The following is a 21,830-nucleotide window of genomic DNA, read 5'->3' as shown; positions in this document are numbered from 1 at the left end:
GGGACGGCGGAGGAGTGCAGTGGCTCGGTCACCAGATCAGGCTACGGTCTCGCGCTGGGAGAACACCCGAGCGGCACACGTCTTTTCCCGTGCGCCGCCGCGGGAATCCTCAGACGAAAGCGGCTGCGGCAGCCCTGGCCACGTACACCGCGTCGTCGAGGTCGTCCCCAGCGACGTTGACGTGGCCCACCTTCCGACCGGGGCGCGGCGCCTTGCCGTACGTGTGGATCTTGGCGTCCGGGTGCGCGGCCATCGCCGCCTCGAAACGGTCCCCCAGCGTGCCCTCCGTGGGCCCTCCGAGGATGTTCACCATGACCGCCCAGGCCGCACGAGGTCGAGTGTCCCCCAGCGGCAGGTCCGCCACGGCACGCAGGTGCTGCTCGAACTGGCCGGTGACGGCGCCGTCCTGGCTCCAGTGCCCGCTGTTGTGCGGACGCATCGCGAGTTCGTTCACGAGGATGCGCTCGTCGTCCGTCTCGAAGAGCTCGACCGCGAGCATCCCGGTCACGCCGAGGCCCTCCGCGATGCGACGACCGATGTCCTCGGCGACCTCGGCGAGACGCTCGGTCGCCGCGGGCGCCGGGGCGATCACCTCGGCGCAGACGCCATCGCGTTGCACGGTCTCGACGACCGGATAGGGGATCATCTCTCCTCCGGGTCGGCGCGCGACCTGCTGGGCGAGCTCGCGGACGAAGGGGACGAGCTCCTCGGCGAGCAGGGCGTCGGAGCCCTCGAGCGCATCGAGCCAGTCCTGCGCCTCGGCACCGGAACGCACGACCCGCACGCCCTTGCCGTCGTACCCGCCCCGCGGCGTCTTGACCACTGCGGCACCGTCGTGCTCGTCGAGGAAGCGCTGCAGGTCATCGGCGGAACGGACCGGTGCCCAGTCCGGCTGCGGCACGCCGAGCTCCGCCAAGCGGGCGCGCATGACGAGCTTGTCCTGGGCGATCTGGAGGGCATCTGGTCCGGGATGCACCGCGATCCCCTCGGCGACGAGGGCGCGGAGTACCTCCTGCGGCACATGCTCGTGGTCGAAGGTGAGGACGTCGAGGTCGGCGGCGAAGGCGCGCACGGTGTCGAGGTCCCGGTAGTCGCCGACCGCTGTGGCGGCCAGGCCCGCGGCCATGCCCTCCTCCTCGGCGAGCACCCGCAGTTCGAGACCGAGCTCGACCGCCGGAGCGATCATCATCCGTGCCAGCTGTCCTCCGCCGATCACGCCCACACGCAGCGCCATGTGCCGCCTCCATTCGTCATGCCCATTCTTCCGCACGCTCGCTGGTCCGGGGAACGGCGGAGCGAACGGTCCGCGAGGCGGCCGCGAGTTCACGCTCAGGCGAACTCGTCGCCGCTCGCCTGGGCGTCGCGATGGGCGAGGATCTGGCCGACCTCGATCTGATCCGCGAGGGTCTCGTGCACGAGGGTCACGTTCGGGACGTTCACGAGACGGAGAGGTGCGTCCACGCCGTTCGAGAGCGTGATGGTGCCGCAGCCCCACATCCGCTGCAGCGGACCCCGGCGGACACCGATCGTGTAGCCGCGGGCGTGCGACATCTCTCGGCGGTTGCGCGCGCCCAGGCCCTGGGCTGCGATGACGCGACGGGTGGTGATCGTCGTCGTCCGCGAGTACCAGACGACGAAGGGGATCACGACGGCGACGAGGACGACGACTCCGGCGGCGGCGAGCAGCATCCAGTCCTCGAAGCCGGCCGGAAGGTTGCCGTAGAAGTAGGCGGTGGCCCCGAAGGTGGCGATGAGCACGAGCGCCGACCAGAAGAGCCGGCGAGCGTGGCCGCGGAAGCGCGCGATGAGCAGCTCCTCGGCGGGAGTGCCGGGCGGCGGCATCAGCGGGCGTCCGCCGAGCGTCACGGGCTGGGTCACACCCCCATTGTGCCCGCGATCGCCGACAACACCGTCCGCGGGACGGCGTGTCACCGCGTCACGCGGGCCGGACGTGCACGACGTCACCCGCGGAGACCGCGTGCACCGTCCCCTCCGCCGCGACGAGCAGACGCCCCTCGTCGTCGATGCCGACGGCCACGCCCTCGAGCAGGGAGCCGCCGGGGAGCGAGACGCGCACGGCTTGTCCGACCGTCGCGCACCGCGCGGTCACCGCCGCATGCAGACCGGTCGCGGTCGCGTCGTCCGCCGCGGCGAGCGCCCAGAGGTGGCCGTCGAGCGCCGACACGTAAGAACGGAGCAGCTCGTCCTCGTTGACGGCGACCCCCTGTACGGCGAAGGAGGTGGCCGTGGGAACCGGAAGCTGGGTCGCGGTCATGGCGGTGTTGACGCCCGCCCCGACGATCACGGCCGTCGCCGTCGCCTCGGCGAGGATGCCGCAGATCTTCCGGCCGTCGACGAGGACGTCGTTCGGCCACTTGAGGACGACGGTGGCCTCAGGAAGCTGTGCGGCGACGGCCTCGGCCATGGCCGCCCCGGCGGCGAGCGGGATCCAGCCTCTCGCTGCCGGCTCGGCAGGCAGATCGCGCAGGAGGACGCTCACCGCGAGCGCCGAACCCGCCGGGGCCATCCACTGGCGATCCAGCCGCCCCCGTCCGGCCGTCTGGTTCCGGGTCAGGAGGACCGAGAGGTGCGGCCAGGCGTCGGCGTCGTCCGCGTTTCTCCGGAGGTCGGCGTTCGTCGATCCGGTCGCGTCGACGACCTCGAGACGCGGTACGAGTGCAGCGGAGCGCGGGAAGTCGCTGCTCATGCGTCCTCGTCGTCCGCCTCATCGTCGTCATCGTCCGCATCACCGCGGACGGCACCGATCTCCCGGTCGCGCCACCGCTCCCACTCCCCCATGAGCCGGTCGACGGCGGCGTGGAACTTCTGCGTCGCCACGCCGGGGGTCGTGGCGCCGAAGTAGTGGCGCACCCACATCTGCAGGCGCGCGACGGCCGCTTCGTCCTCCCGTACGCGCTCGACCTCGGCGACGATGTCGTCCGCCGCCTCCGCGGACAGCCATTCGCAGTCGGAGAGGTAGCCGGTGGTGTCGACGGCGGCCTCTTCGTCGACAGGGCGCGTGATCATGAGCGGCTTTCCCGCCGCGAGGCGGTCGTACACCATGGCCGAGATGTCCACGACGGCGACGTCGGCGGCGGCGAGCTGCCAGCCGAGCTCGGGGCCGTCGTCGTACACGTGCTGCGCGGTCGGGTCGGCGGCGTTCGCGGCGGCGATGGCCGCGACGATGCGGCGATGCGCCGCCCCGTAGGCCTCATCGACGACACCGCTGCGCGGGTGCGGGCGGTAGATGACCCGGTGCTCGCCCGTCGCGAGCAGTCGCGCCACCAGGCGCTCGCCGTGCGAGGCGATGGAGCCGTAATGCGCGCTGGGCCGATCGCCTTCCCACGTCGGGGCGTAGAGGACGACGAGACGGTCGTCCGGCGTATACGGGAGCGAGCCGGAGTAGTGGTCCGCCTGGGGGCGTCCGATCTCGATCGTCCGGCTCTCCACGTCGTAGTCCCACAGCGTCCGCGACAGCCGATCCCTGGCCGCCTGACCGGCGACGAAGGCGTAGTCGTAGGCCTTGTACTGGTTCGTGGTCATGTACATCTTGTCGGACTCGCCGTGGTTGATGAACACATGCCAGCGACGGCCGTACCGGAACATCTGGAAGTTGCGGGTGTTCTGATTCACGTAGAGGACCAGCCGGATGTCCTGTGTGGCGAGGAATCGCTCGAGGTCGCGCACCTTCGGCACGAACGCGACGGGCGGGCCGTCCTCCTCCAGCAGCTTCTCCGCGCCGGTCGCCTGGCGCGCCAGCACCACCACGGGCCACCGCTCGGCGAGCGCGGCGAGCGGGCGGTACCACTGCCGCATCTGGTACATGTTGACCGCACCGTCGGCGAAGTACACGGCGACCCGGAAGTGATCTGCCGGGTACGGCACCTGATCCGCCAGCCGGCGACGGACACGCTGCACCGCGGAGCGCGAAGCGAGCGCCCGTCGCAGGAGACGGTAGGCCTTCTTCGCGTCAGACAGTGCACCCATCCCTCCAGGATAGTTCGTCCGCTCGCGGGCCCCGCTGAGCCGCGACGACCGCGCTCTGCCTGGGAGAGCGGGGCAGGAGCGGCGTGACATGATCGACATGTGCCAGCCAACGGATCCCCCGCCCCCGTCACCGGGGTGTCCTTCGTGATGCCGGTGCTCAACGAACGCGCCTACCTGGAGCACGCGGTCGCGTCCGTGCTCGCTCAGGAGGTCGGTGTTCCGGCCGAGCTCGTCCTCGCGCTGGGACCGTCGTCGGACGGCACCACGGCCCTCGCCCGCCGACTGGCCGCTGCCGACGACCGGATACGCCTCGTGGACAACCCCGCCGCACACATCCCGGTCGGACTCAACGCCGCGATCCGGGCCAGCCGCTACGCCACCGTCATCCGGGTCGATGCGCACTCCGAGCTCGCCCCCGGCTACGCGGCCCGTGCCCTGCAGACGCTGCAGCGCACGGGAGCGGCCAACGTCGGCGGCGTGATGCACGCCGAGGGTCGGACTCCCTTCCAGAAGGCCGTCGCCCGGTTGTACAACTCCCCCGTCGGCCTGGGCGGCGGCGCGTATCACGGCGGCCGCGTCGAGGGCGAGGCGGAATCCGCCTACCTCGGCGTGATGCGGCGAGAGGTGCTCGATGAGGTCGGCTTGTTCGACGAGACGATCCGCCGCGGCGAGGACTGGGAGCTGAACCTGCGCATCCGTCAGGCCGGCCACCGGGTGTGGTTCGATCCCGAGCTGTCGGTGACCTACTGGCCGCGGGAGAGCTGGCTGCGACTGGCCAGACAGTTCCGCGCGACCGGTGCCTGGCGAGGAGAGCTGGTGCGCCGCTTCGGCCGCCGCAACGGTCTGCGCTACTTCGCCCCGCCGGTGCTCCTGCTGTTCGTCGTGCTCGCCGTCGTCCTCGGCATCCTGCAGCTCACCGGCGCGGTGTCCGGCACCGCCTCGCTCATCGCCTCGGGTCTGGTCTACGTCCCGCTCGCGCTCTACGTCCTGCTCGTGGTCGGCGTGGCTCTCGCGCCGGGCGGGGGCGGCGTGCGGCAACGCCTGTGGACGCTCCTCGTGCTGCCCACCATGCACCTCTCCTGGGGCCTGGGCTTCCTCGGCGGCGTGCTGCGCGGAGCCGGCGACACGGTGGACGCATCGCGGCTCGGCACGCGGAACACTCCCCTGCCCTGAACGCCGACGGCTACGGGGTGACGAATCCGAGGTCCAGGATCCGGTCGACCACCCGCTGCGCCGCCCGGCCGTCGTCGAGCGCGTTGAACTGCCGCTGCCACGCGGCATAGCGTTCCGCGTAGCGCTCCCGGTGCCCCTGGTCGTCCAGCGCGGCCACGAGCTCGTCCTGCGTACGGACCAGCGGGCCCGGTGCCCGTTCCGCGAGATCGAAGTAGAACCCGCGGAGCTGACCGCGATAGTGGTCGAGGTCGGGCACGAGGAAGTACATCGGCTTGCCGGTCACCGAGAAGTCGAACATGACCGAGGAGTAGTCCGTGACGAGGGCGTCGGCGGCGAGCAAAAGCTGCGACGTCTCGGGGTACCCCGTCACGTCGATCACCCGCGCGCCGGCACGGTCCCTGCCCTCCCCCAGCGTGCGCGAGTGACCGCGCACGAGCACGACGGCGTTCGTCTGCCGCGCCAGGAGTTCCGGATCGACGAAGTCGACCATCTCCGCACGGTCGTCACGCCACGTCGGGGCATAGAGCAGCACGCGTTCGTCGGCTCCGACACCGAGCGCCGCGCGCACGGCGACCGGATCCCCGGTGCGCAGCGCATCATTGCGCGGATAGCCGTCGACCCAGATCGGCCGCCCGAAGAACGCGTAGGCCTTGCGGAGAATGCGCGCGGAGTAGGTGTTCTGCGCCAGCAGCACGTCCCACCGCCGGGACTCCTTGACCACCGCCGCAATCCGCCGGGGGTCGAACCCCGGGCGGTGCAGCGCCAGACGCTTGAGGGGCGTGCCGTGCCAGGTCTGCAGCACCTTCTGCCCGGGCTTGCGCGCGAAGCGACGGCGCAGCCAGTCGTTCACGATGAGCAGTCGTGCGGCACCGCGGGCGCGCCACCATTCCGGGCTGCCCTCGATGACCGCTATCGCGCCGTCCGGCACCTCGACCGACAGATCGGCGACACTCCAGTACCGGCGCACCTGCGGAGCACGCCGCGCCAGCTCCCGATCGATGGCGCGGGGGTTGCACCCGACGCTCCGGCCGTAGAAGCTCTCGAAGAACACGGCGTTCTCCGTCCCGCCGGTCTGCGCCACATAGCGCTCCTCGAGCGTCGAGCGCCCTTCTGCCGTGTCATACACGGGATCGACGGGTGCTGCGATGCGGACGACCGCACCTTCGACGGCGATCCGCACTCCCGGGAGCACGACCGGCGCGAGACGCAGCTCCGACAGATCGGCGCCGCCGATGCGCAGCTCGTACTCGCCTGATGGCAGCGGTAGCTCCGGGCCACCCCACCGGCATGCGCGGAGCGCGAACGTCGCCTTCCAGGTCTTCCCCCCGCCGGTGACGCGGGCCTCCACCCGCGCCCGCGGTCCGGCGAGCTCGGCACTCTCCGGACGCTGCCCGGTCCCTGCGATGACCAGCGCCTGTGCCGTGTCATCGATGCGGGCCGTCGTCATGCTGCTCCCTTCGGCGCGGGGATCCCCCGCGCGCGGATCGTCCGGTATACCCGACGAGTGTTCTGACCGTCACGGAACGCGTGCATCTCCGCGCTGAGCGTAGCGGAACGCCGGGAAGCCTCGTCGAACGCGGCGGGGTCGCCGAGCAGCAACGCGAGCCGGACGAGCGCCGCTTCCCATCCCGTCGCGACGCCTGAAGCGGCGACGTCCTCGAAGCGCCCGTAGAACCCGCGGGTGCGGGCGTACTCGCTCACATCGGGTGCGAGGAAGACGACCGGCATGTCCAGGAGTCCTACGTCGTAGGCGAGCGAGGAGTAGTCGGTGATGAGGACGTCGACCGCGGCCAGCACCGGAGTGACGTCGCTGACGGAGGTGCTGGGCAGCGCGCGCACTCGCTCCGTCGGCAGCGGCGGCGTGTAGCTGCCATCACCGAGCGGATGCGAACGCACGAGGAGGACGGCGTCGTGCTCCTCCAGCACCCGGATGATCCGCATCCATTCCTCGGCCGTCGGCACGGACGGGTCGGGGGCGCCGTCCCGCCACGTCGGGGCATAGAGCACGACGCGGTCGGCGTCGCCGATCACACCCACGGCCTCGGCGAGCAGAGCCCGTGCGTGGGCGCGGCGTTCCTGGGGTGCGCCGATCGACAGCACGTCGACGCGCGGCTCCCCCGTGACCACGACCCGGTCGTCGCTCAGTCCGAACGCGGACTCGAGGCGTGCCCTGGCCCGGTGCGACGCCGCGGGGAGCACGCGGATCCGCTGCGCGGCGCCGCGGTACAGCAGCCCGACGAGGCGCCGCAGGATCGGGGCACCGGGGACGGCAGGCACCTGCGTCGTGGCCGGGGAGTCGAGTCCGATGCGCTTGAGCGGGATGCCGTGCCAGAGCTGCACGACGAAGGCGCCGCCGTTGCCGTAGCGGTTCACGTCGCCGAGGCCGTGCGTCACGACCAGCACGCCGGCACGGGCGGTGGCCCACCAGCCGCGGAGGCCGCCCCGCGGGACGGTCCGCAGGCCGAGGGCCTCGGCGTCGGCCGCTTCGCGCGCCGACCCGGTCAGCCAGAGGGTGTCATGTCCCTCCGCTGCCGCATGCCGGTGCAGGGCGAGAGCGCCGTCGCCGACGCCGGCGCCGCAGCCGAAGACCCAGCGCCGGCCGCGCGGCACGACGAGGGTGCCCAGGCGACCGAGGGCGTACAGCGGGATCCGGAGCAGCTTGGCCGCGTTGCCGGTGCCGAAAGAGAAGGACGCCACCCGGCGAGCCTATCGCGCGGGTGGCGTCCTTCTCTGACGGGGCGATCAGCCGGCGAGCGTGCCGAGCGTCACCTCGATCTGACTCTGCTTGCCGTTGCGGACGTAGGTCACGTCGGCCGTGCTGTCGGCTGCCGCCGCGCGGACCTGAGCGGTCAGGTCGGTCGCGCTCGTGATCGGCACCCCGTTGAAGTTCGTCACGACGTCGCCGGCCTGGAGACCGGCGGCCGCGGCCGCGCCCCCGTCGGTGACCTCGGCGATGTACGCACCGGCCTCGGTCGCGCCCTCGACGCCGGAGGCATCGCGGACCGATGCGCCGAGCAGACCGTGGGTGGCCGCGCCGTCGGCGATGATCTCGTCCGCGACGCGCTTGGCGATGTTGGACGGGATGGCGAAGCCGATGCCGATCGAGCCCGACTCCTCGGAGCTGCCCGAGCTCGCGATGGCGACGTTGATGCCGATCAGCTCGCCCTTGCTGTTGACGAGGGCGCCGCCCGAGTTCCCGTGGTTGATCGCGGCATCCGTCTGGATCACGGCGATCGAGATCGACTCGGTGGCCTGCTGCCCGCTGTTCCCGGGCAGATCGAACTGGAACGGCCCTTCGCTCTGCCCGTCCTCCGGCGCCTGCTGCTGCGGGGCGTCCTCGGAGGAGGAGTCGGGAAGCGCGGACGAGGCGATCTGGATGCTGCGGTTCAGCGCGCTCACGATGCCCGTGGTGACGGAGTTCGCCAGGCCCAGCGGGGCGCCGAGCGCGACGGCGGTGTCGCCGACGTTGAGCTTCGACGAGTCCGCGAACTCGATCGGCGTGAGGCCCTCGGCGTCGGTGAGCTTGATCACCGCGAGGTCGTAGATCGGGTCCGTGCCGACCACGGTGGCGTCGTAGATACGGCCGTCGGAGGTCGTGACGCGGATCGTCGGATCGGCCGCCGCCCCACCGAGGGTGACCACGTGGGTGTTGGTGAGGACGTAGCCGTCCTTGCTGATGATGACGCCCGAGCCGCTGCCGGCCTCCTGCGATCCGGCCACCTCGATGGTGACGACGGAGGGCAGGGCCTCGGTCGCGACGGCAGTGGTCTCGTTGACCGAGCCGGGGTTGTTGACGGTGACGGTCTGCGGGCCCTGAGCGGTGCCGGAGGACGGGGAGTCCTGCAGCCCGGTGAGCAGGGCGCCGCCGCCGAATCCGGCGACGCCGCCGACGAGGGCGGCCGCGACGATGAACGCCGCCACGCGGGTGCCGCCGCGCGACTTCTCCTTCGTGGCCGCGGGGGCCTGCTCGGCCGGCGGCACGGTGCCGTCGAGCGACCGGGTGTCCTGCGCCGGGACGCCGAATGCGGCGCCGGGGACGCCCGCCGCGGCGGGACCGGGCGCGGCCAGCCCGTGCGGCACGGGTGCCACGGTCGGGGTGCCGGCGGCGTGCGACGCGAACGTCGGCGGCATGTGGTGGCCCTGCGGGGCGACCGGGGCGGAAGCGGCCGGAGCGCCCGTCACAGGGGTGCCGTCGGCGGCCGGAGACGGCGCGCTCGGCGCGGCCTCGGGGGTCTGAGGGGTCTGGGGGGTGTGTCCGGCCGACACGGCGTCGTCCGACGCCGGTGCCGGGCGGTCCTGCGGGTTGTCCTGGTTCATGGTGTGCTCCTTCAACGCCCCTCCAGGATGCCCCGCATCCCTGTGCGTTCCTTATGCCCAGCGTGAGTTTCCGCTATGGCCTTAGCCTGTTCTTCATGAGTGTCATCCCCGGCGCATGGCGTCGCACGGCGGCCGGTGCCGGTCTGCTCGACGCGGACGGAACCGTCGCGCCCACCATCTTCGCAGAGATGTCCGCCGCGGCGGTCAGGACCGGAGCCATCAACCTGGGGCAGGGCTTCCCGGACGAGGACGGCCCGGAGGCGGTGCTCGACGCCGCACGCGCCGCGATCGCCGACGGGGTCAACCAGTACCCGCCGGGACGCGGGTTCCCCGACCTCCTGACGGCCATCGCAGAGCACCAGCGGCGGTTCTACGGACTCGAGGTGGACCCGGGCACCGAGGTCATCGTGACGGCCGGCGCCACCGAGGCCCTCACCGCGACCCTGCTCGCCCTGATCGACGGGTCGGAGGACGAGGTCGTCGTCTTCGAGCCCTACTACGACTCGTACGCCGCCGCGGTGGCGCTCGCGGGTGCCCGGCTCCGGACGGTGCCCCTGCGGGCGCCCGGGTTCCAGCCCGACCTGGATCAGCTGGCGGAGGCCGTCACGGACCGGACCAGGATCATCCTCGTCAACGACCCGCACAACCCCACCGGAGCCGTCTTCGACGAGGAGGTGCGCCGCGAGGTGGTGCGCCTGGCCGCGCGGCACGACGCCGTGATCGTCACTGACGAGGTGTACGAGCACCTCACCTTCGACGCCCCGCACGTCCCGATCGCCACCCTGCCCGGTGCCGCGGAGCGGACGCTCACCATCTCATCGGCGGGGAAGACCTTCTCGACCACGGGGTGGAAGATCGGCTGGATGCACGGCCCCGCCGCACTCATCACGGCCGTCCTGACCGTCAAGCAGTACCTCACCTACGTCAACGGCGCCCCCTTCCAGCCCGCCGTCGCCGTCGGGCTCCGCCTCGACGACGCGTTCTTCACGGACGCGGCCGCCGTGCTCGCCCGCAAGCACGCGATCCTCGGCGACGGTCTCCGCGCCGCCGGCTTCACGGTCCACGCACCGCAGGGCGGCTACTTCACTGTGGCCGATGCGACGGCGCTCGGCGGCGCCGATGCGGCGGCCTTCTGCCGCACGCTTCCTGACCGGGCCGGCGTCGTCGCGATCCCGCTCACTGCCTTCGTGTCCCCCGCGCAGCGCTCGGCGTACGCGGGGCTCGTGCGTTTCGCGGCGTGCAAGCGCATCGATGTCCTCGAGGAGGCGGCGGCGCGCCTCGCCGGCCTGAACCCGTGAGCGGGTCCGGTCAGCGCGGCACCACAGCGTAGCGGCGGGCCCGCAGCGAGGGATTGGTCGCACGGACGCGCGCGATCGCCGCGCCGTCGACCACGCCGAGGGCCACTCCGGGCTCGGAGCCGATGCCGGCGCGGACGACGCCCTGCGGGTCGACGATGCGCGAGTGGCCCACGCCGATCGGCGCCGGGTGGTCGGCGGCGATCACGAACACCGTGTTCTCGATGGCCCGCGCGGCGAGCAGGGTGGTCCAGTGCTGCTCCTTGAGCGGTCCGCGCACCCACTCCGCGGGCACCACGAGCGCATCGGCACCGGCGACCGCGAGAAGCCGCGACAGCTCGGGGAACCGCAGGTCGTAGCAGGTCATCAGCCCGAAGCGCAGTCCGCCGACCTCGAACACCGCGGGCTCGCCGATCTCCCCCGGCTCCACCCAGTCCGACTCGGTCTGCCCGAACGCGTTGTAGAGGTGCTGCTTGCGGTAGACCGCGAGGATGCCGTCGCCGCGCACGGCGACGACGCTGTTGCGCACGCGCCCCTCGTCCGAGGCCCTCTCCGTGACGCCCGCGACGATGACGACGGCGAGCTCCGCGGCCAGACCGATCAGCCCGGTCACGAACTCGCCGTCGAGACCCTCCGCATTCGCCGCGAGGCGTTCGTCCATCGGGTCGACGAAGTAGCTCGAGTACTCGGGGAACACGATTAGCTTCGCCCCGAGGCGCGCGGCCTCCGTCGCCAGCTCCGCGATCCGTTCCCGGTTGGCCTCGCGGGAATCCGTGGGGGCGAACTGGCACACGGCGACGGGCACGGCGGTGTTCTCAGACATGACGCCATCCTCTCGCACCCTCCGGCGTCGCGCTCGATTCGACGCCTCCCCGGATCCGTGATAAGTTATCTCTTGTGCCGCGGGGTGGAGCAGTTCGGTAGCTCGCCGGGCTCATAACCCGGAGGTCGCAGGTTCAAATCCTGTCCCCGCAACAAATGAAAGGCCCTCTGGCCGGGAGAAATCCCAGGCCGGAGGGCCTTTCGCATGTCCGGCGTCACCGCGGGTCGGCACTCTCGCCGCGCGCTTCCCGCATTCTCCTCCCCCGCCCCGGATCTGGGAAGGCCCTCCGTCACGCACCGCCGCGGAGCCACGATGGCCCGGCTCAGCGGCAGAGCCGAATCGTGATGGCCTGCCCGGGACGGAAAGGAAGAGGACATGAGAGCAGTAGTGTACGAAGGCCCGCATACGGTGAGCGTCACCGATGTACCGGATGCCCGTATCGAACGCCCCACCGACGTGCTCGTGCGCATCACCACGACGAACATCTGCGGTTCGGACCTGCACATGTACGAGGGCCGGACGAGTTTCGAGACCGGCCGATGGTTCGGCCATGAGAACCTCGGCGAGGTCATCGAGGTCGGCGAGGGCGTCGACAAGGTGAAGGTCGGCGACTACGTCGCGCTGCCCTTCAACGTCGCCTGCGGGCACTGCAAGAACTGCGAGCGCGGGTTCACCAACTACTGTCTCACCGCGCAGCCCGTCCCGGAGTGGGCGGGAGCCGCCTACGGCTTCGCCGACATGGGGCCGTGGGCCGGCGGTCAGGCCGAGCTCCTCCGGGTGCCGTGGGGCGACTTCAACTGTCTCCGCCTGGGAGAGGACGCCGAGGAGAAGCAGAACGACTACGTGATGCTCGCGGACATCTTCCCCACCGGCTATCACGCCACGGAGCTCGCCCACGTGAAGCCCGGGGACCAGACCGTGATCTACGGCGCGGGCCCCGTCGGCTACATGGCCGCCTACTCCGCGATCCTCAAGGGGGCCGGAAAGGTCATGGTCGTGGACCGGCATCCCGACCGCCTGCGCACGATCGAGGAGCTCGGCGCGATCGCCATCGACGACTCCGCGGTGGACCCCGTCGAGGCGGTCAACGAGATGACGATGGGCCTGGGCGCCGATAACGGCTGCGAATGCGTCGGCTATCAGGCGCACGATCCGAGCGGCACCGAGGACCCGACCCTCACCCTGAACCGGCTCGTGAGGTCGGTCCGGTTCACGGGCGAGATCGGCGTCGTGGGAGTGTTCATCCCGCAGGACCCGGGCGCCACGGATGAGCTGGCGAAGCAGGGCAAGCTCGCCTTCGACTTCGGGGAGTTCTGGTTCCGCGGCCAGAAGCTCGGAAGCGGTCAATGTCCGGTGAAGAAGTACAACCGACGACTGCGCGACCTGATCGCCGGCGGCAAGGCGACGCCCTCCCGCGTGGTCAGCCACGATCTGCCTCTCGAAGAGGCACCGCAGGCGTACGAGCACTTCGACAATCGGGACGACGGCTGGACGAAGGTCGTGCTGCACCCGGATCGCACTTCGACGGCGGCGTGACCCGACGGGTGCCACCAGCGCCACGAGGGAGACGGACCACCGGTCGCCCGCGGAGGGAGCCGACCTCTGCGAGTATCGAGGGGTGAACCGACCGGTCGACATCGATGAGCGGCTCGTCGCCGACCTCATCGCGGAGCAGTTCCCCCGCTGGGCGCACCTGCCCGTCCGCGCCGTGGCGCGTCAGGGGTGGGACAACAGGACGTTCCGTCTCGGCGACGAGTTGTCGGTGCGACTTCCTCGTGCCGAGGCCTACGCCGCGGCCGTGCCGAAGGAGAGCGGAGCGCTCGACTTCCTCGACGGAAGGCTTCCCGTCGCCGTTCCCTCCGTCGTGGCGCTGGGGGCGCCAGGCCCGGGCTACCCGTTTCCGTGGTCGATCCGCCGGTGGCTCGACGGCGACACCGTCGAGCGCGCCGCGGGTCTCGATCGCGTTCGCCTCGCCGTCGATCTCGGGGCTGTTCTCCGCACCGTGAGATCCCTGCCCGTGGACGCGGGCTGGGCGGCCGGTCGGCACTCGTTCTTTCGCGGTTCGCATCCGAGCGTCTACAGCGATGAGGTCCACGTCGCGCTCCAGCGGCTGGACGGCACCCTGGACGCGGAACTCTGCCGGAGCGTCTGGCTCGACGCGACGAGCAGCGCGTGGGAGTCCTCGCCGGTCTGGTTCCACGGCGACGTCGCCGTCGGCAACCTGCTCGTCAGCGACGGCCGCCTGTCGGCCATGATCGACTTCGGCACCTGCGGCGTCGGCGATCCGGCGTGCGACCTCGTCATGGCATGGACGTACTTCGACGGGGACGCGCGCGATACGTTCCGCGACGCCGTCGACCTCGATGCCGCGACCTGGCGACGGGCTCGCGGCTGGGCACTCTGGAAGGCCCAGGTGACTCTCTCCGACGGGTCAGGGCCGGGCGGCGACGACAGCCGACGCGTGCTCCACAAGGTGCTGACCAGCCCGCTCTAGGCCTGCGGCCCCCGGTCAGCGCACGACGGCGGTGGGCGCCACGAGTGCCGCGAGCACCTCGTGGCTGATGGAGCCCAGCAGGAAGCGGGCGACCGCCCCCCGTCCGTGCGAGCCGACCACGGCGAGGCTCGCGGTGGCAGCGGCGCGGTTGATGACCTCGGACGGGTATCCGCGTTCGACCCGGGGCTGGATCTCGAGATCCGGATAGGTCGAGCGCAATCCGCCGAGAGCGACGGCGAGGGTCTCCTCGGACAGCTCCTGCATGGAGGAGAGATACTGCTCGGGGTACGCCCTCGCTCCGCGCGGGAGGGGGACGGGAGTCCATACCGTCACCGCGACGAGGGGCTCGCCGAGACGGTCGGCCTCGGCAGCGGCGAACGCGACGGCGGCTTCCGAGATCGGAGACCCGTCCACCCCGACGACGACACCGCGACGGTCGCTCGTCTCGATGTCGGGGATCACCACGACGGGGCAGGAGGAGTCGGCGACGATGCGCAGCCCGTGGGCCCCGCGCCGCGGGCTGTCCGCGTCATCGGGACGGAAGTCGCTGCCGATCACGAGGAGGTTCGCGCCCGCGGTGGTCGAGACGAGCTGACGGACAGGGTCGCCGCGGAGCACGACGATGTCGACGTCCAGCCCCTGGGCCTTCAGCGTCTCCGCGTGCTCCTCCAGCAGACTCCGCGCCGCCGCGATCGCGGCGTCCACCACGGGGCCTTCCCCGACGGCACCGACCGCTCCCCCGACGACGCTCGCGAGGAGCAGCGAGGCCTTCCGCGACCGGGCGCGATGCGCGGCCCATTCCAGTGCTCGTCGTCCCGCCGACGTGTCCACCACTCCCACAACGATGCGCTCAGCCACGGCACCCTCCCTGTTCCCCTCCACCCTCCCATGCCACCCCCTCCCCGCGCGACGGTCCGTCCCGGACAAAACCCTCCGCCGGCTCAGGCACTCGCGCCCGTTCAGGCTTCCTGCCCAGAGGGCGCCTGACCTCGCGCGCCCGCCTGCTGCCGCGAGAACGCCTGTCCCGCCGCGCCACGCGCGCAACCAGGCACCCGCGCGGAATCAGGCTCGCGTGCAGGCTGTCGCCTGATCTCGCTCGAGCGCCTGGTGCGGCGGACCGGCTTCCGGCGCACCGCGAGTTCCGGGAATGCGAAAGGGCACCCCGTGGGGGTGCCCTTTCGTGTGCGTGGGAGCATCACTCTCCCGCGGCGGCCTCCAGCTCCAGGAGCTTCTCGACGGCCGCGGTGAGGCGCTTGTCCGCCTCGCCGAACTTCTCCAGGTCGCCCTCGGCGAGAGCCGCCTGGCGGTCGAGCAGCGCCTGCTGCGCCTTCGCCAGGGCATCGGCCTGCTCGTCCGTCGGCGTCGGCGTGGTCGGCGTCTCCCCGGTGTCGGGATCGGTCGTGCCCGGATCGGTGGGTTCGACCTCGTCGTCACCACCGGTCGCGCCGGAGTCGCCGCCGAACAGCGTGTCCAGCGCCTCGGTGAGCGTGTTCTCGAAGGCCACCCGGTCACCGAAGGCGACGAGCACCTTCTGCAGACGCGGCAGCTGCGTCCCCTCGGACGACTGCACGTAGACCGGCTGGACGTAGAGCAGACCGCCACCGACGGGCAGGGTCAGCAGGTTGCCGTAGATGACCTCGGACTCCCCCTGCTGGAGCAGGTTGAGCTGCGGGACCACCGCGGTGTCGGAGTTGTAGGTGTTCTGCACCTGACCGGGACCGGGCACCGTGGTGTCGGTGTCGATCTCGAGCATGCGCAGCTGCCCGTACCCCTCGGCCTTCACGCCCTTCTCGGCGCCGGCATCGGAGTCGACGGCGAGGTAGCCCATCAGCACGTCACGGCTGCCACCCGCGCCCTGGGAGGCCGGGATGAACGTGGAGAACATCGAGAACCGCGGTTCGTCCTGACCCGGCATCTGCATGGTCAGGTAGTACGGCGGCTGCAGCATCGCGTCGCTGCGCGGGTCGTTCGGCGTCTGCCAGCGGTTGTCCTGCTGGGCGAACGAGCCGGCCTTGTCGACGTGGTAGATGCCGAGGATGTCGCGCTGCACCTTGAACAGATCGGTCGGGTACCGGACGTGGCTCATGAGCTCGCCGGACATCTCGCTGATCGGCTTGAGGGTGGACGGGTAGACCTTCTGCCAGGTCTTCAGGACCGGGTCCTCCTCGTCCCAGGCGTACAGCGTGACCGAGCCGTCGTAGGCGTCGACCGTGGCCTTGACCGAGTTGCGGATGTAGTTGATGTCGTCGATCGCGAGCGACGGCGTCGGCACGTTCGAGTCGGCGATCGCGTCGGACAGGCTCACGCTCGTCGAGTACGGGTAGGTCGAGCTCGTCGTGTAGCCGTCCACGATCCAGACGATGCGGCCGTCCACGACGCTCGGGTACGGGTCGCTGTCGAGCTCGAGGTACGGCGCGACCTTCTGCACGCGGGTCTTCGGGTCGCGGTCGTAGAGGATCTGGGAGTCCTCGTTGACGAGGTTCGAGAACAGGATCTGCTCCGACTGGAACTTGAGCGCGTAGAGCAGCTTGGTGAAGCTGTCGCCGATCTTCGGCCCGCCGTTCCCGGAGAACGTCGTCTTCGTCTCGCTCGAGCCGTCCTTACCCCGCGGGTAGTCGATCTCGACCGGGTCGGCCCCCTCGGGGGCGCCCACGATGGAGTACTCCGGGGAGTTCTCGCCGAAGTAGACCCGCGGCTCGAAGTCGCCCTGCTCGGACAGGAAGCCCGAGGTCGGGATGCCGCGCTCGAGGAAGACGGGCTCGCCGTCGGTCGTGCGCTGGTTGCCCGCCGCGGCGACGAGGCCGTAGCCGTGCGTGTAGACCGCGACGCGGTTGTTCCAGTTGTCGCCGTCGCCGAGGCCCGACATGTCGAGGTCACGGACGGAGACGACGGTGTCCTGCTTCACGCCGTCGATCTCGTAGCGGTCGACGTCCATGGTCGTCTGGAACTGGTAGTAGCCGCGGTACTGCTCAAGCTGACGGACCGTCGGCGGGATGACCTTCGGGTCCATGATGCGGATCGACGCGGTGGTCTCGGCGTCGGCGCGGAGCTGCCCCGCCTCGGCGTCGGTCTCGGCCTCGAAGGCCGTGGTCTCCAGGTCGGCGACGCCGTAGGCCTCCTTCGTGCCGTCGATGTTCCGCTGGTAGTACTCGGCCTGGTAGGCGTTCTGGTTCGGCTTGACCTGGAAGGTGGTGACCACCCACGGGTAGCCGATGCCGATGACGAGCGAGGCCACGATCAGCAGCGCGGTCGCCGCGAGCGGGAAGCGCCAGCGGCCGATGACGGCCGTGACGAAGAAGAGGATGGCGACGACGGCGGCGATGATCGCGAGGATGCCGAGGCCGGGGATGGTCGCGTTGGCGCCGGTGTAGGCGGCACCCGTGATGCGGTCGTCCGGCTCGACGAGGGTCTTGTAGCGGTCCAGCCACAGGCTCGCCGCCTGCACGAGCAGGTAGAGACCCGCGATGACCGCGAGCTGGATGCGGGCCGGCTTGGAGATGCGCAGCTCGCCCTGGCCGACGCGCACCGAGCCGTAGAGGTAGGACACGAGTGCGGTGACGAGGAGGCTGAGCAGCAGGACCGCCGAGACGAACGCGAGGAGGATCGAGTAGAACGGCATCGCGAACATGTAGAAGCCGGTGTCGACCTTGAACTGCGGGTCGACCTCACCGGTGGCGACGCCGTTGGCCCACAGCCACACGGTCTTCCAGTTGCCCGCTGCCGCGAACCCCGCGAAGAGGCCGAAGAAGATGGGCATGCCCCACATCGCCAGGCGCCGCAGCGGCTCGATGACCTCCTGGTAGCGGTCGAGCTGCGAGCTCAGCCGGACGTAGACCGGGCGGAGCCGGTACGCGAGCTGGATGACGACGAACAGCGGCACGGCCATGCCGAGGAAGCCGACGACGAACATCACCGCCGTCGCGATCCACTGCGTGGTGAGCACGCCGGTGAACCCGACCTGGTCGAACCAGAGGAATTCGGTGTAGAGCGACGCGAAGACGAAGAACGCCGCGATGAGCGCGGCGATGATCACCAGGGAGATTCCGAGGATGCGTCGGGAGGTTCGAGGCGTGGCCGGGGGCTGGGCTGGGGTCGAGGTCACCCTTCCATCCTAGGCACCGCTCGCTGTGGGCGGGCTGTCACACCGGTCACGGCGGGGTCACGACCCGCGCCGGTTCAGGTGGCCGGGACGTCGCAGGTCGGCAGCGCGTCGACGTCGCCGTCCTCGGCGATGACCTCCAGCGCCGCGAGCGATTCGTCGAGGGTCGCGGTGCGGATGACCTGCAGGCCGTCCGGAACGTGCCCCACGACCTCGTCGCAGTTCGCCTCCGGGGCGAGGAAGTAGTCCGCACCGGCGTCGCGGGCGCCGTAGAGCTTCTGGCGGATGCCTCCGATCGGCCCGACGGTCCCCTCGGCGTCGATCGTCCCCGTACCCGCGACCTCCTTGCCGCCGTTCAGCTCGCCCGGCGTCAGGGTGTCGATGATCCCGAGAGCGAACATCATCCCCGCGCTGGGGCCGCCGACGTTGTCGAGCTGGATCGTGACGTCGACCTCGAAGTCGTAGTCCGTGCGCAGCGTGATGCCGATCAGCCACGTCGTCGTGCCGTCCTGGGTCTGCTCCTCTGGCGTGATCTCCACGGTCTGCTCGTCGCCGTCGCGGCGCACCGTGAGCGCGACCGGATCGCCGCCCGCCTCCTGGATGGCCTCGCGCAGCGCGGTGGCCGAGGTCACGGGCGTGCCGTCGATCGCGGTGATCACGTCGTCCGCCTGGAGCAGACCGTCGGCCGGCGACCCTTCGACCGCATCGACCACGACGACCTCGGCTCCCGTGTCGTAGCCGAGCTCGTTCAGCGCGGCGGCCGTCGCCTCGTGCTGCGAGTCGACCATGAGCATCGCGTTGCGCTCGTCCCGCTGCTCGGTGGTGACGCCCTCGGGGAAGACCGCGTCCAGCGGCACGACGGCCCGCGACGCGTCCATCCAGGCGAGGGCGAGCTCGAACCAGCTCGGCGTGCGCTCCCGGTTGCCGACGACCTGGACGGTGGTGAGGTCGAGCGTTCCGCCCGTCTCGTAGGTCTCCGTCCCCTCCACGCTGATGAGCGGGACCTGCTCGCCGTCCGCGTTCTTCGCGGTGCCGAGGGTGTCGTACACGGGACCAGGGCGCTGGATGACGTACGGCGAGGGCAGGAACGTGAGGACGGCGAGCGCCGCGAGCGCGACCACCAGCGCCCAGACCCCGAGTCCGAGCTTCCCTGCGCGCGGTCGTTCCACAGCAATCCTCCGTCGTTCGCGAGCGGCGTACAGCGATCTGCCCGCTTCGGGGTCGCGCACTGAAACCTGTGACTAGCGTAGATGCCACGGCTTCAGACGTGCTGAGAGGGCGAGCGACATGGCAGACAACGAACCGAACCCGGAGGACTTCCAGGAGTTCCTGCGACGGATGCTCTCGAACCAGGGCGGCGGCGACATCGACCCCGAGGCGCTCCGCGGCGCCTTCCAGGGGATGGACGGCTTCACGTTCGACCCGGCGATGATGCAGACGATCATGGCGCAGCTCCAAGGTGCCTTCGGCGGCGATCCGTGGGAGAACTCGCTCCGGCAGGCCCTGCACATCGCCAACCGCGAGGGCCAGGGCATCGCCGACGGCTCACGATCCTCCCTCGCCGACTCCTTCGCTCTGGCGAACCTGTGGCTGGGCGAGGTGACCACCATCTCCGAACTCGCCGCTCCCCCGGTGGCGATGACCCGCGGCGAGTGGGTCGAGAAGACGCTGCCGGTGTGGAAGGAGATCGCCGGCCCCGTCTCGACGAGCATCGCCGACGCCCTGACGGCCGCGCTCGACACCCAGGTCCCCGAGGAGATGCGCGGTGTCGTGCAGGGTGCGGGACGCCTGATGCGGGGCCTGGGCGGCTCCGTCTTCGCCGCCCAGTTCGGGCAGGTGCTCGGCAACCTCTCGCTCGAGGTCGTCTCCGGCGGCGACGTGGGCATCCCCGTGCTGCCGGCGGGCACGGCCGCCGTGATCCCGCAGAACCTGACGGCTTTCGGTGAGGGACTCGAGATCCCCGAGGACCAGATCGCGCTCTACATCGCCACCCGCGAGCTCGCCTACGCCCGCCTGTACCGTCACGCCAAGTGGCTGCATCTGCACGTGATGGCGCAGATCACCGATTTCGCCCGCGGCGTGACGGTGGACGTCGACGCCCTGGAGGACGTGGCGAGCCGCCTCGATCCCTCGAACCCCGAGGAGCTGCGCGCGGCGATCGAGGGCGGCGCCCTCCTGCCCACGCAGACCGAGGCGCAGCGCGAGGCCCTCGCCCGCCTGGAGAACCTCATCGCGACCATCGACGGCTGGGTCGACGTGGTCACGGCGGAGGCCACCACCCGGCTGCCCGACGGCGGCAGGATCGCCGAGGCGGCCCGCCGCCGTCGCGCGGTCGGCGGCCCAGCGGAGGACGCCCTCGGCGCGCTCGTCGGGCTCAAGCTCCGCCCGCGGCGCATCCGCGAGGCGTCCGCCATGTGGCGCGCGGTCACGGATGCCGTCGGCGTCGCCGCGCGGGATTCCCTGTGGGACTACCCCGACCTCATGCCCACCGCTGAGGACATCGACGACCCGACGGCGCTGATCGCACGTCTGCAGGCCGCCGAGCGCGGGGAGCAGCCCGAGGCGGACGAGTTCGACGAGGCGCTCGCGCGCCTGCTGGACGGCGACGACTTCTCCGGGGAGACGCCGGCCGAGGGCAGAGGCGAGGACGACGACGACGCTCCGGAGGGCGAACGCCCGGTCTGAGCCCGGGTCATCGAGGACGACTGAGCACTCTCCCTCCCCGACCGGGCAGAGCCCGCCGATTTCTCCACCGATCCCTCGAACCGGCCTGCGGCCTCGCGCGGCTCCGCAGAATCGAGGGGTGCCGCTCACCCCGACGACCCTGACCCGTCTCGATCCCGCGTTCCCGCTGCTCTGGCGCGATGGGACGACCCTCCAGATCGGCGACGACCCCGGCATCCGGGTCCCGGCCTCCGCACCGTGGGTCGAACGGGTCCTCAGCCGCATGCGCCGAGGATTCCGGCGCAGCGCGTTCGACGTCATCGCGCACCGCGCGGGTGCACCGTGGTCCGAGGCGCGACGGCTGCTGGCCGTCGTCGAACCCGCGCTGCAGGACGAGCCCTCTCCGCCGCGCGCCGCCCGCGTCTCCGCGCTCGGCCTCACCGACACGCGCGCGGAGGGGCGGCTGTGCGAGACGCTCGAGGACGAGGGCGTGCCGCTCGCGACGGCCGAGGAGCGGGGGTCGACGGCGGTCGCCGTCGTCCTCGTCCCCGGCGCGGCGGCCGCCGTGCAGTTCGCCCCGATGCTGCGCGCCGACCACCCGCACCTGCCCGTCGCGGTCGAGCCCGCGCGCATCACCGTGGGGCCGCTCGTGATCCCCGGGGTCACGCCGTGTCTGAGCTGCCGGGACGCCGAGGACACCGCTCGCGATCCGGCCTGGCCGCTCCTGCACGGTCAGCTCGTCGGCCGCGACCCCGGACGCCTCACGCTCGCCAGGGTGGCCGCCGCCGGGGCCGTCGCCGCGCATCTCCTGCGCGGGGCCGATACGGCGCGCATCGCCAGGGTCAGCGCGGACGGAGGGATCGCGTGGCGTTCGGGGCGGTTTCGCGCAGAATGATTGTGTCGCGCGCCGGCGTGCCAATCGCCGCAAGGAACCGCGACGGCGAACGCTAGTCGCGCACCGCCGTGCGTGCCCACGAC

17 protein-coding genes and 1 tRNA gene are annotated in these 21,830 nt (G+C 71.3%); 7 read left to right on the top strand and 11 right to left on the bottom strand.

The window, feature by feature from the left end:
* Positions 1 to 109 precede the first annotated feature (109 nt).
* The 4 genes from B7W94_RS13435 to B7W94_RS13420 all read right to left on the bottom strand — a co-directional run bounded on the left by B7W94_RS13435 (position 110) and on the right by B7W94_RS13420 (position 3,987).
* Positions 110 to 1,234 (bottom strand): 5-(carboxyamino)imidazole ribonucleotide synthase, encoded by a 1,125-nt coding sequence (locus B7W94_RS13435; protein ID WP_085607075.1) that lies wholly within the window; start codon positions 1,232 to 1,234, stop codon positions 110 to 112.
* A 95-nt stretch (positions 1,235 to 1,329) separates the two neighbouring features.
* Complete coding sequence (locus tag B7W94_RS13430) at positions 1,330 to 1,842, bottom strand: PH domain-containing protein (RefSeq protein WP_085607383.1); 513 nt, start codon at positions 1,840 to 1,842, stop codon at positions 1,330 to 1,332.
* Positions 1,843 to 1,936: 94 nt separating this feature from the next.
* On the bottom strand, positions 1,937 to 2,707 hold the full coding sequence (locus B7W94_RS13425) for a biotin--[acetyl-CoA-carboxylase] ligase (protein WP_085607073.1): 771 nt from the start codon (positions 2,705 to 2,707) through the stop codon (positions 1,937 to 1,939).
* Entirely contained in the window at positions 2,704 to 3,987 is a 1,284-nt protein-coding gene (locus B7W94_RS13420) for a CDP-glycerol glycerophosphotransferase family protein (protein WP_085607071.1), read from the bottom strand. Before B7W94_RS13420 ends, B7W94_RS13425 begins: the two co-directional genes overlap by 4 nt.
* A 147-nt stretch (positions 3,988 to 4,134) precedes the next feature.
* Between B7W94_RS13420 and B7W94_RS13415 the strand changes: the two genes are divergently transcribed.
* Positions 4,135 to 5,160: a glycosyltransferase gene (locus B7W94_RS13415; protein ID WP_085607382.1), complete on the top strand. Its 1,026-nt coding sequence runs from the start codon at positions 4,135 to 4,137 to the stop codon at positions 5,158 to 5,160.
* A gap of 10 nt (positions 5,161 to 5,170) precedes the next feature.
* On the opposite strand, the gene B7W94_RS13410 is transcribed toward B7W94_RS13415, so the two are convergent.
* From B7W94_RS13410 to B7W94_RS13400, 3 genes are read right to left on the bottom strand one after another with little or no spacing between them, the layout of a single operon-like run.
* Entirely contained in the window at positions 5,171 to 6,607 is a 1,437-nt protein-coding gene (locus tag B7W94_RS13410; protein ID WP_085607068.1) for a CDP-glycerol glycerophosphotransferase family protein, read from the bottom strand.
* Positions 6,604 to 7,857 (bottom strand): CDP-glycerol glycerophosphotransferase family protein, encoded by a 1,254-nt coding sequence (locus B7W94_RS13405; protein WP_085607066.1) that lies wholly within the window; start codon positions 7,855 to 7,857, stop codon positions 6,604 to 6,606. Before B7W94_RS13405 ends, B7W94_RS13410 begins: the two co-directional genes overlap by 4 nt.
* 45 nt (positions 7,858 to 7,902) lie before the next feature.
* Entirely contained in the window at positions 7,903 to 9,477 is a 1,575-nt protein-coding gene (locus tag B7W94_RS13400) for a S1C family serine protease (RefSeq protein WP_085607064.1), read from the bottom strand.
* A 95-nt stretch (positions 9,478 to 9,572) separates the two neighbouring features.
* On the opposite strand from B7W94_RS13400, the gene B7W94_RS13395 reads away from it, so the two are divergent.
* Complete coding sequence (locus B7W94_RS13395) at positions 9,573 to 10,775, top strand: aminotransferase class I/II-fold pyridoxal phosphate-dependent enzyme (protein WP_085607380.1); 1,203 nt, start codon at positions 9,573 to 9,575, stop codon at positions 10,773 to 10,775.
* A gap of 10 nt (positions 10,776 to 10,785) precedes the next feature.
* Here B7W94_RS13395 and B7W94_RS13390 read toward each other — a convergent pair whose 3' ends face one another.
* Complete coding sequence (locus B7W94_RS13390; protein ID WP_085607062.1) at positions 10,786 to 11,595, bottom strand: carbon-nitrogen hydrolase family protein; 810 nt, start codon at positions 11,593 to 11,595, stop codon at positions 10,786 to 10,788.
* 78 nt (positions 11,596 to 11,673) lie between these two features.
* Here B7W94_RS13390 and B7W94_RS13385 point away from each other — a divergent pair.
* The 3 genes from B7W94_RS13385 (at position 11,674) to B7W94_RS13375 (ending at position 14,089) form a co-directional block, all read left to right on the top strand.
* Positions 11,674 to 11,747 (top strand) — tRNA-Met (locus B7W94_RS13385).
* Between the two features lie 223 nt (positions 11,748 to 11,970).
* Positions 11,971 to 13,131: a glutathione-independent formaldehyde dehydrogenase gene (locus B7W94_RS13380; protein WP_025102987.1), complete on the top strand. Its 1,161-nt coding sequence runs from the start codon at positions 11,971 to 11,973 to the stop codon at positions 13,129 to 13,131.
* An 82-nt stretch (positions 13,132 to 13,213) separates the two neighbouring features.
* Positions 13,214 to 14,089 carry an aminoglycoside phosphotransferase family protein gene (locus B7W94_RS13375; protein ID WP_085607060.1) on the top strand — a complete coding sequence of 292 codons (876 nt, stop codon included), beginning with the start codon at positions 13,214 to 13,216 and terminating at the stop codon, positions 14,087 to 14,089.
* Between the two features lie 15 nt (positions 14,090 to 14,104).
* On the opposite strand, the gene B7W94_RS13370 is transcribed toward B7W94_RS13375, so the two are convergent.
* The 3 genes from B7W94_RS13370 to B7W94_RS13360 all read right to left on the bottom strand — a co-directional run bounded on the left by B7W94_RS13370 (position 14,105) and on the right by B7W94_RS13360 (position 19,357).
* Positions 14,105 to 14,947 carry a universal stress protein gene (locus tag B7W94_RS13370; protein WP_085607058.1) on the bottom strand — a complete coding sequence of 281 codons (843 nt, stop codon included), beginning with the start codon at positions 14,945 to 14,947 and terminating at the stop codon, positions 14,105 to 14,107.
* A gap of 337 nt (positions 14,948 to 15,284) precedes the next feature.
* Complete coding sequence (locus tag B7W94_RS13365) at positions 15,285 to 18,191, bottom strand: UPF0182 family membrane protein (protein ID WP_025102983.1); 2,907 nt, start codon at positions 18,189 to 18,191, stop codon at positions 15,285 to 15,287.
* A 74-nt stretch (positions 18,192 to 18,265) separates the two neighbouring features.
* The gene (locus B7W94_RS13360) at positions 18,266 to 19,357 is read right to left on the bottom strand and encodes a YlbL family protein (protein WP_085607056.1); all 1,092 of its coding nucleotides are present in this window, start codon (positions 19,355 to 19,357) and stop codon (positions 18,266 to 18,268) included.
* A gap of 118 nt (positions 19,358 to 19,475) precedes the next feature.
* Between B7W94_RS13360 and B7W94_RS13355 the strand changes: the two genes are divergently transcribed.
* Positions 19,476 to 20,873 (top strand): zinc-dependent metalloprotease, encoded by a 1,398-nt coding sequence (locus B7W94_RS13355; RefSeq protein ID WP_085607054.1) that lies wholly within the window; start codon positions 19,476 to 19,478, stop codon positions 20,871 to 20,873.
* A 118-nt stretch (positions 20,874 to 20,991) separates the two neighbouring features.
* The gene (locus B7W94_RS13350; protein ID WP_085607052.1) at positions 20,992 to 21,747 is read left to right on the top strand and encodes a hypothetical protein; all 756 of its coding nucleotides are present in this window, start codon (positions 20,992 to 20,994) and stop codon (positions 21,745 to 21,747) included.
* The last annotated feature ends 83 nt before the right edge of the window (positions 21,748 to 21,830 follow it).

It is taken from the genome of Microbacterium sp. LEMMJ01, assembly GCF_002114135.1.
In the GTDB taxonomy this organism is placed as follows: domain Bacteria; phylum Actinomycetota; class Actinomycetes; order Actinomycetales; family Microbacteriaceae; genus Microbacterium.
Note: the sequence above shows the minus strand (reverse complement) of the source record. Positions and strands in the feature narration are given on the sequence as shown.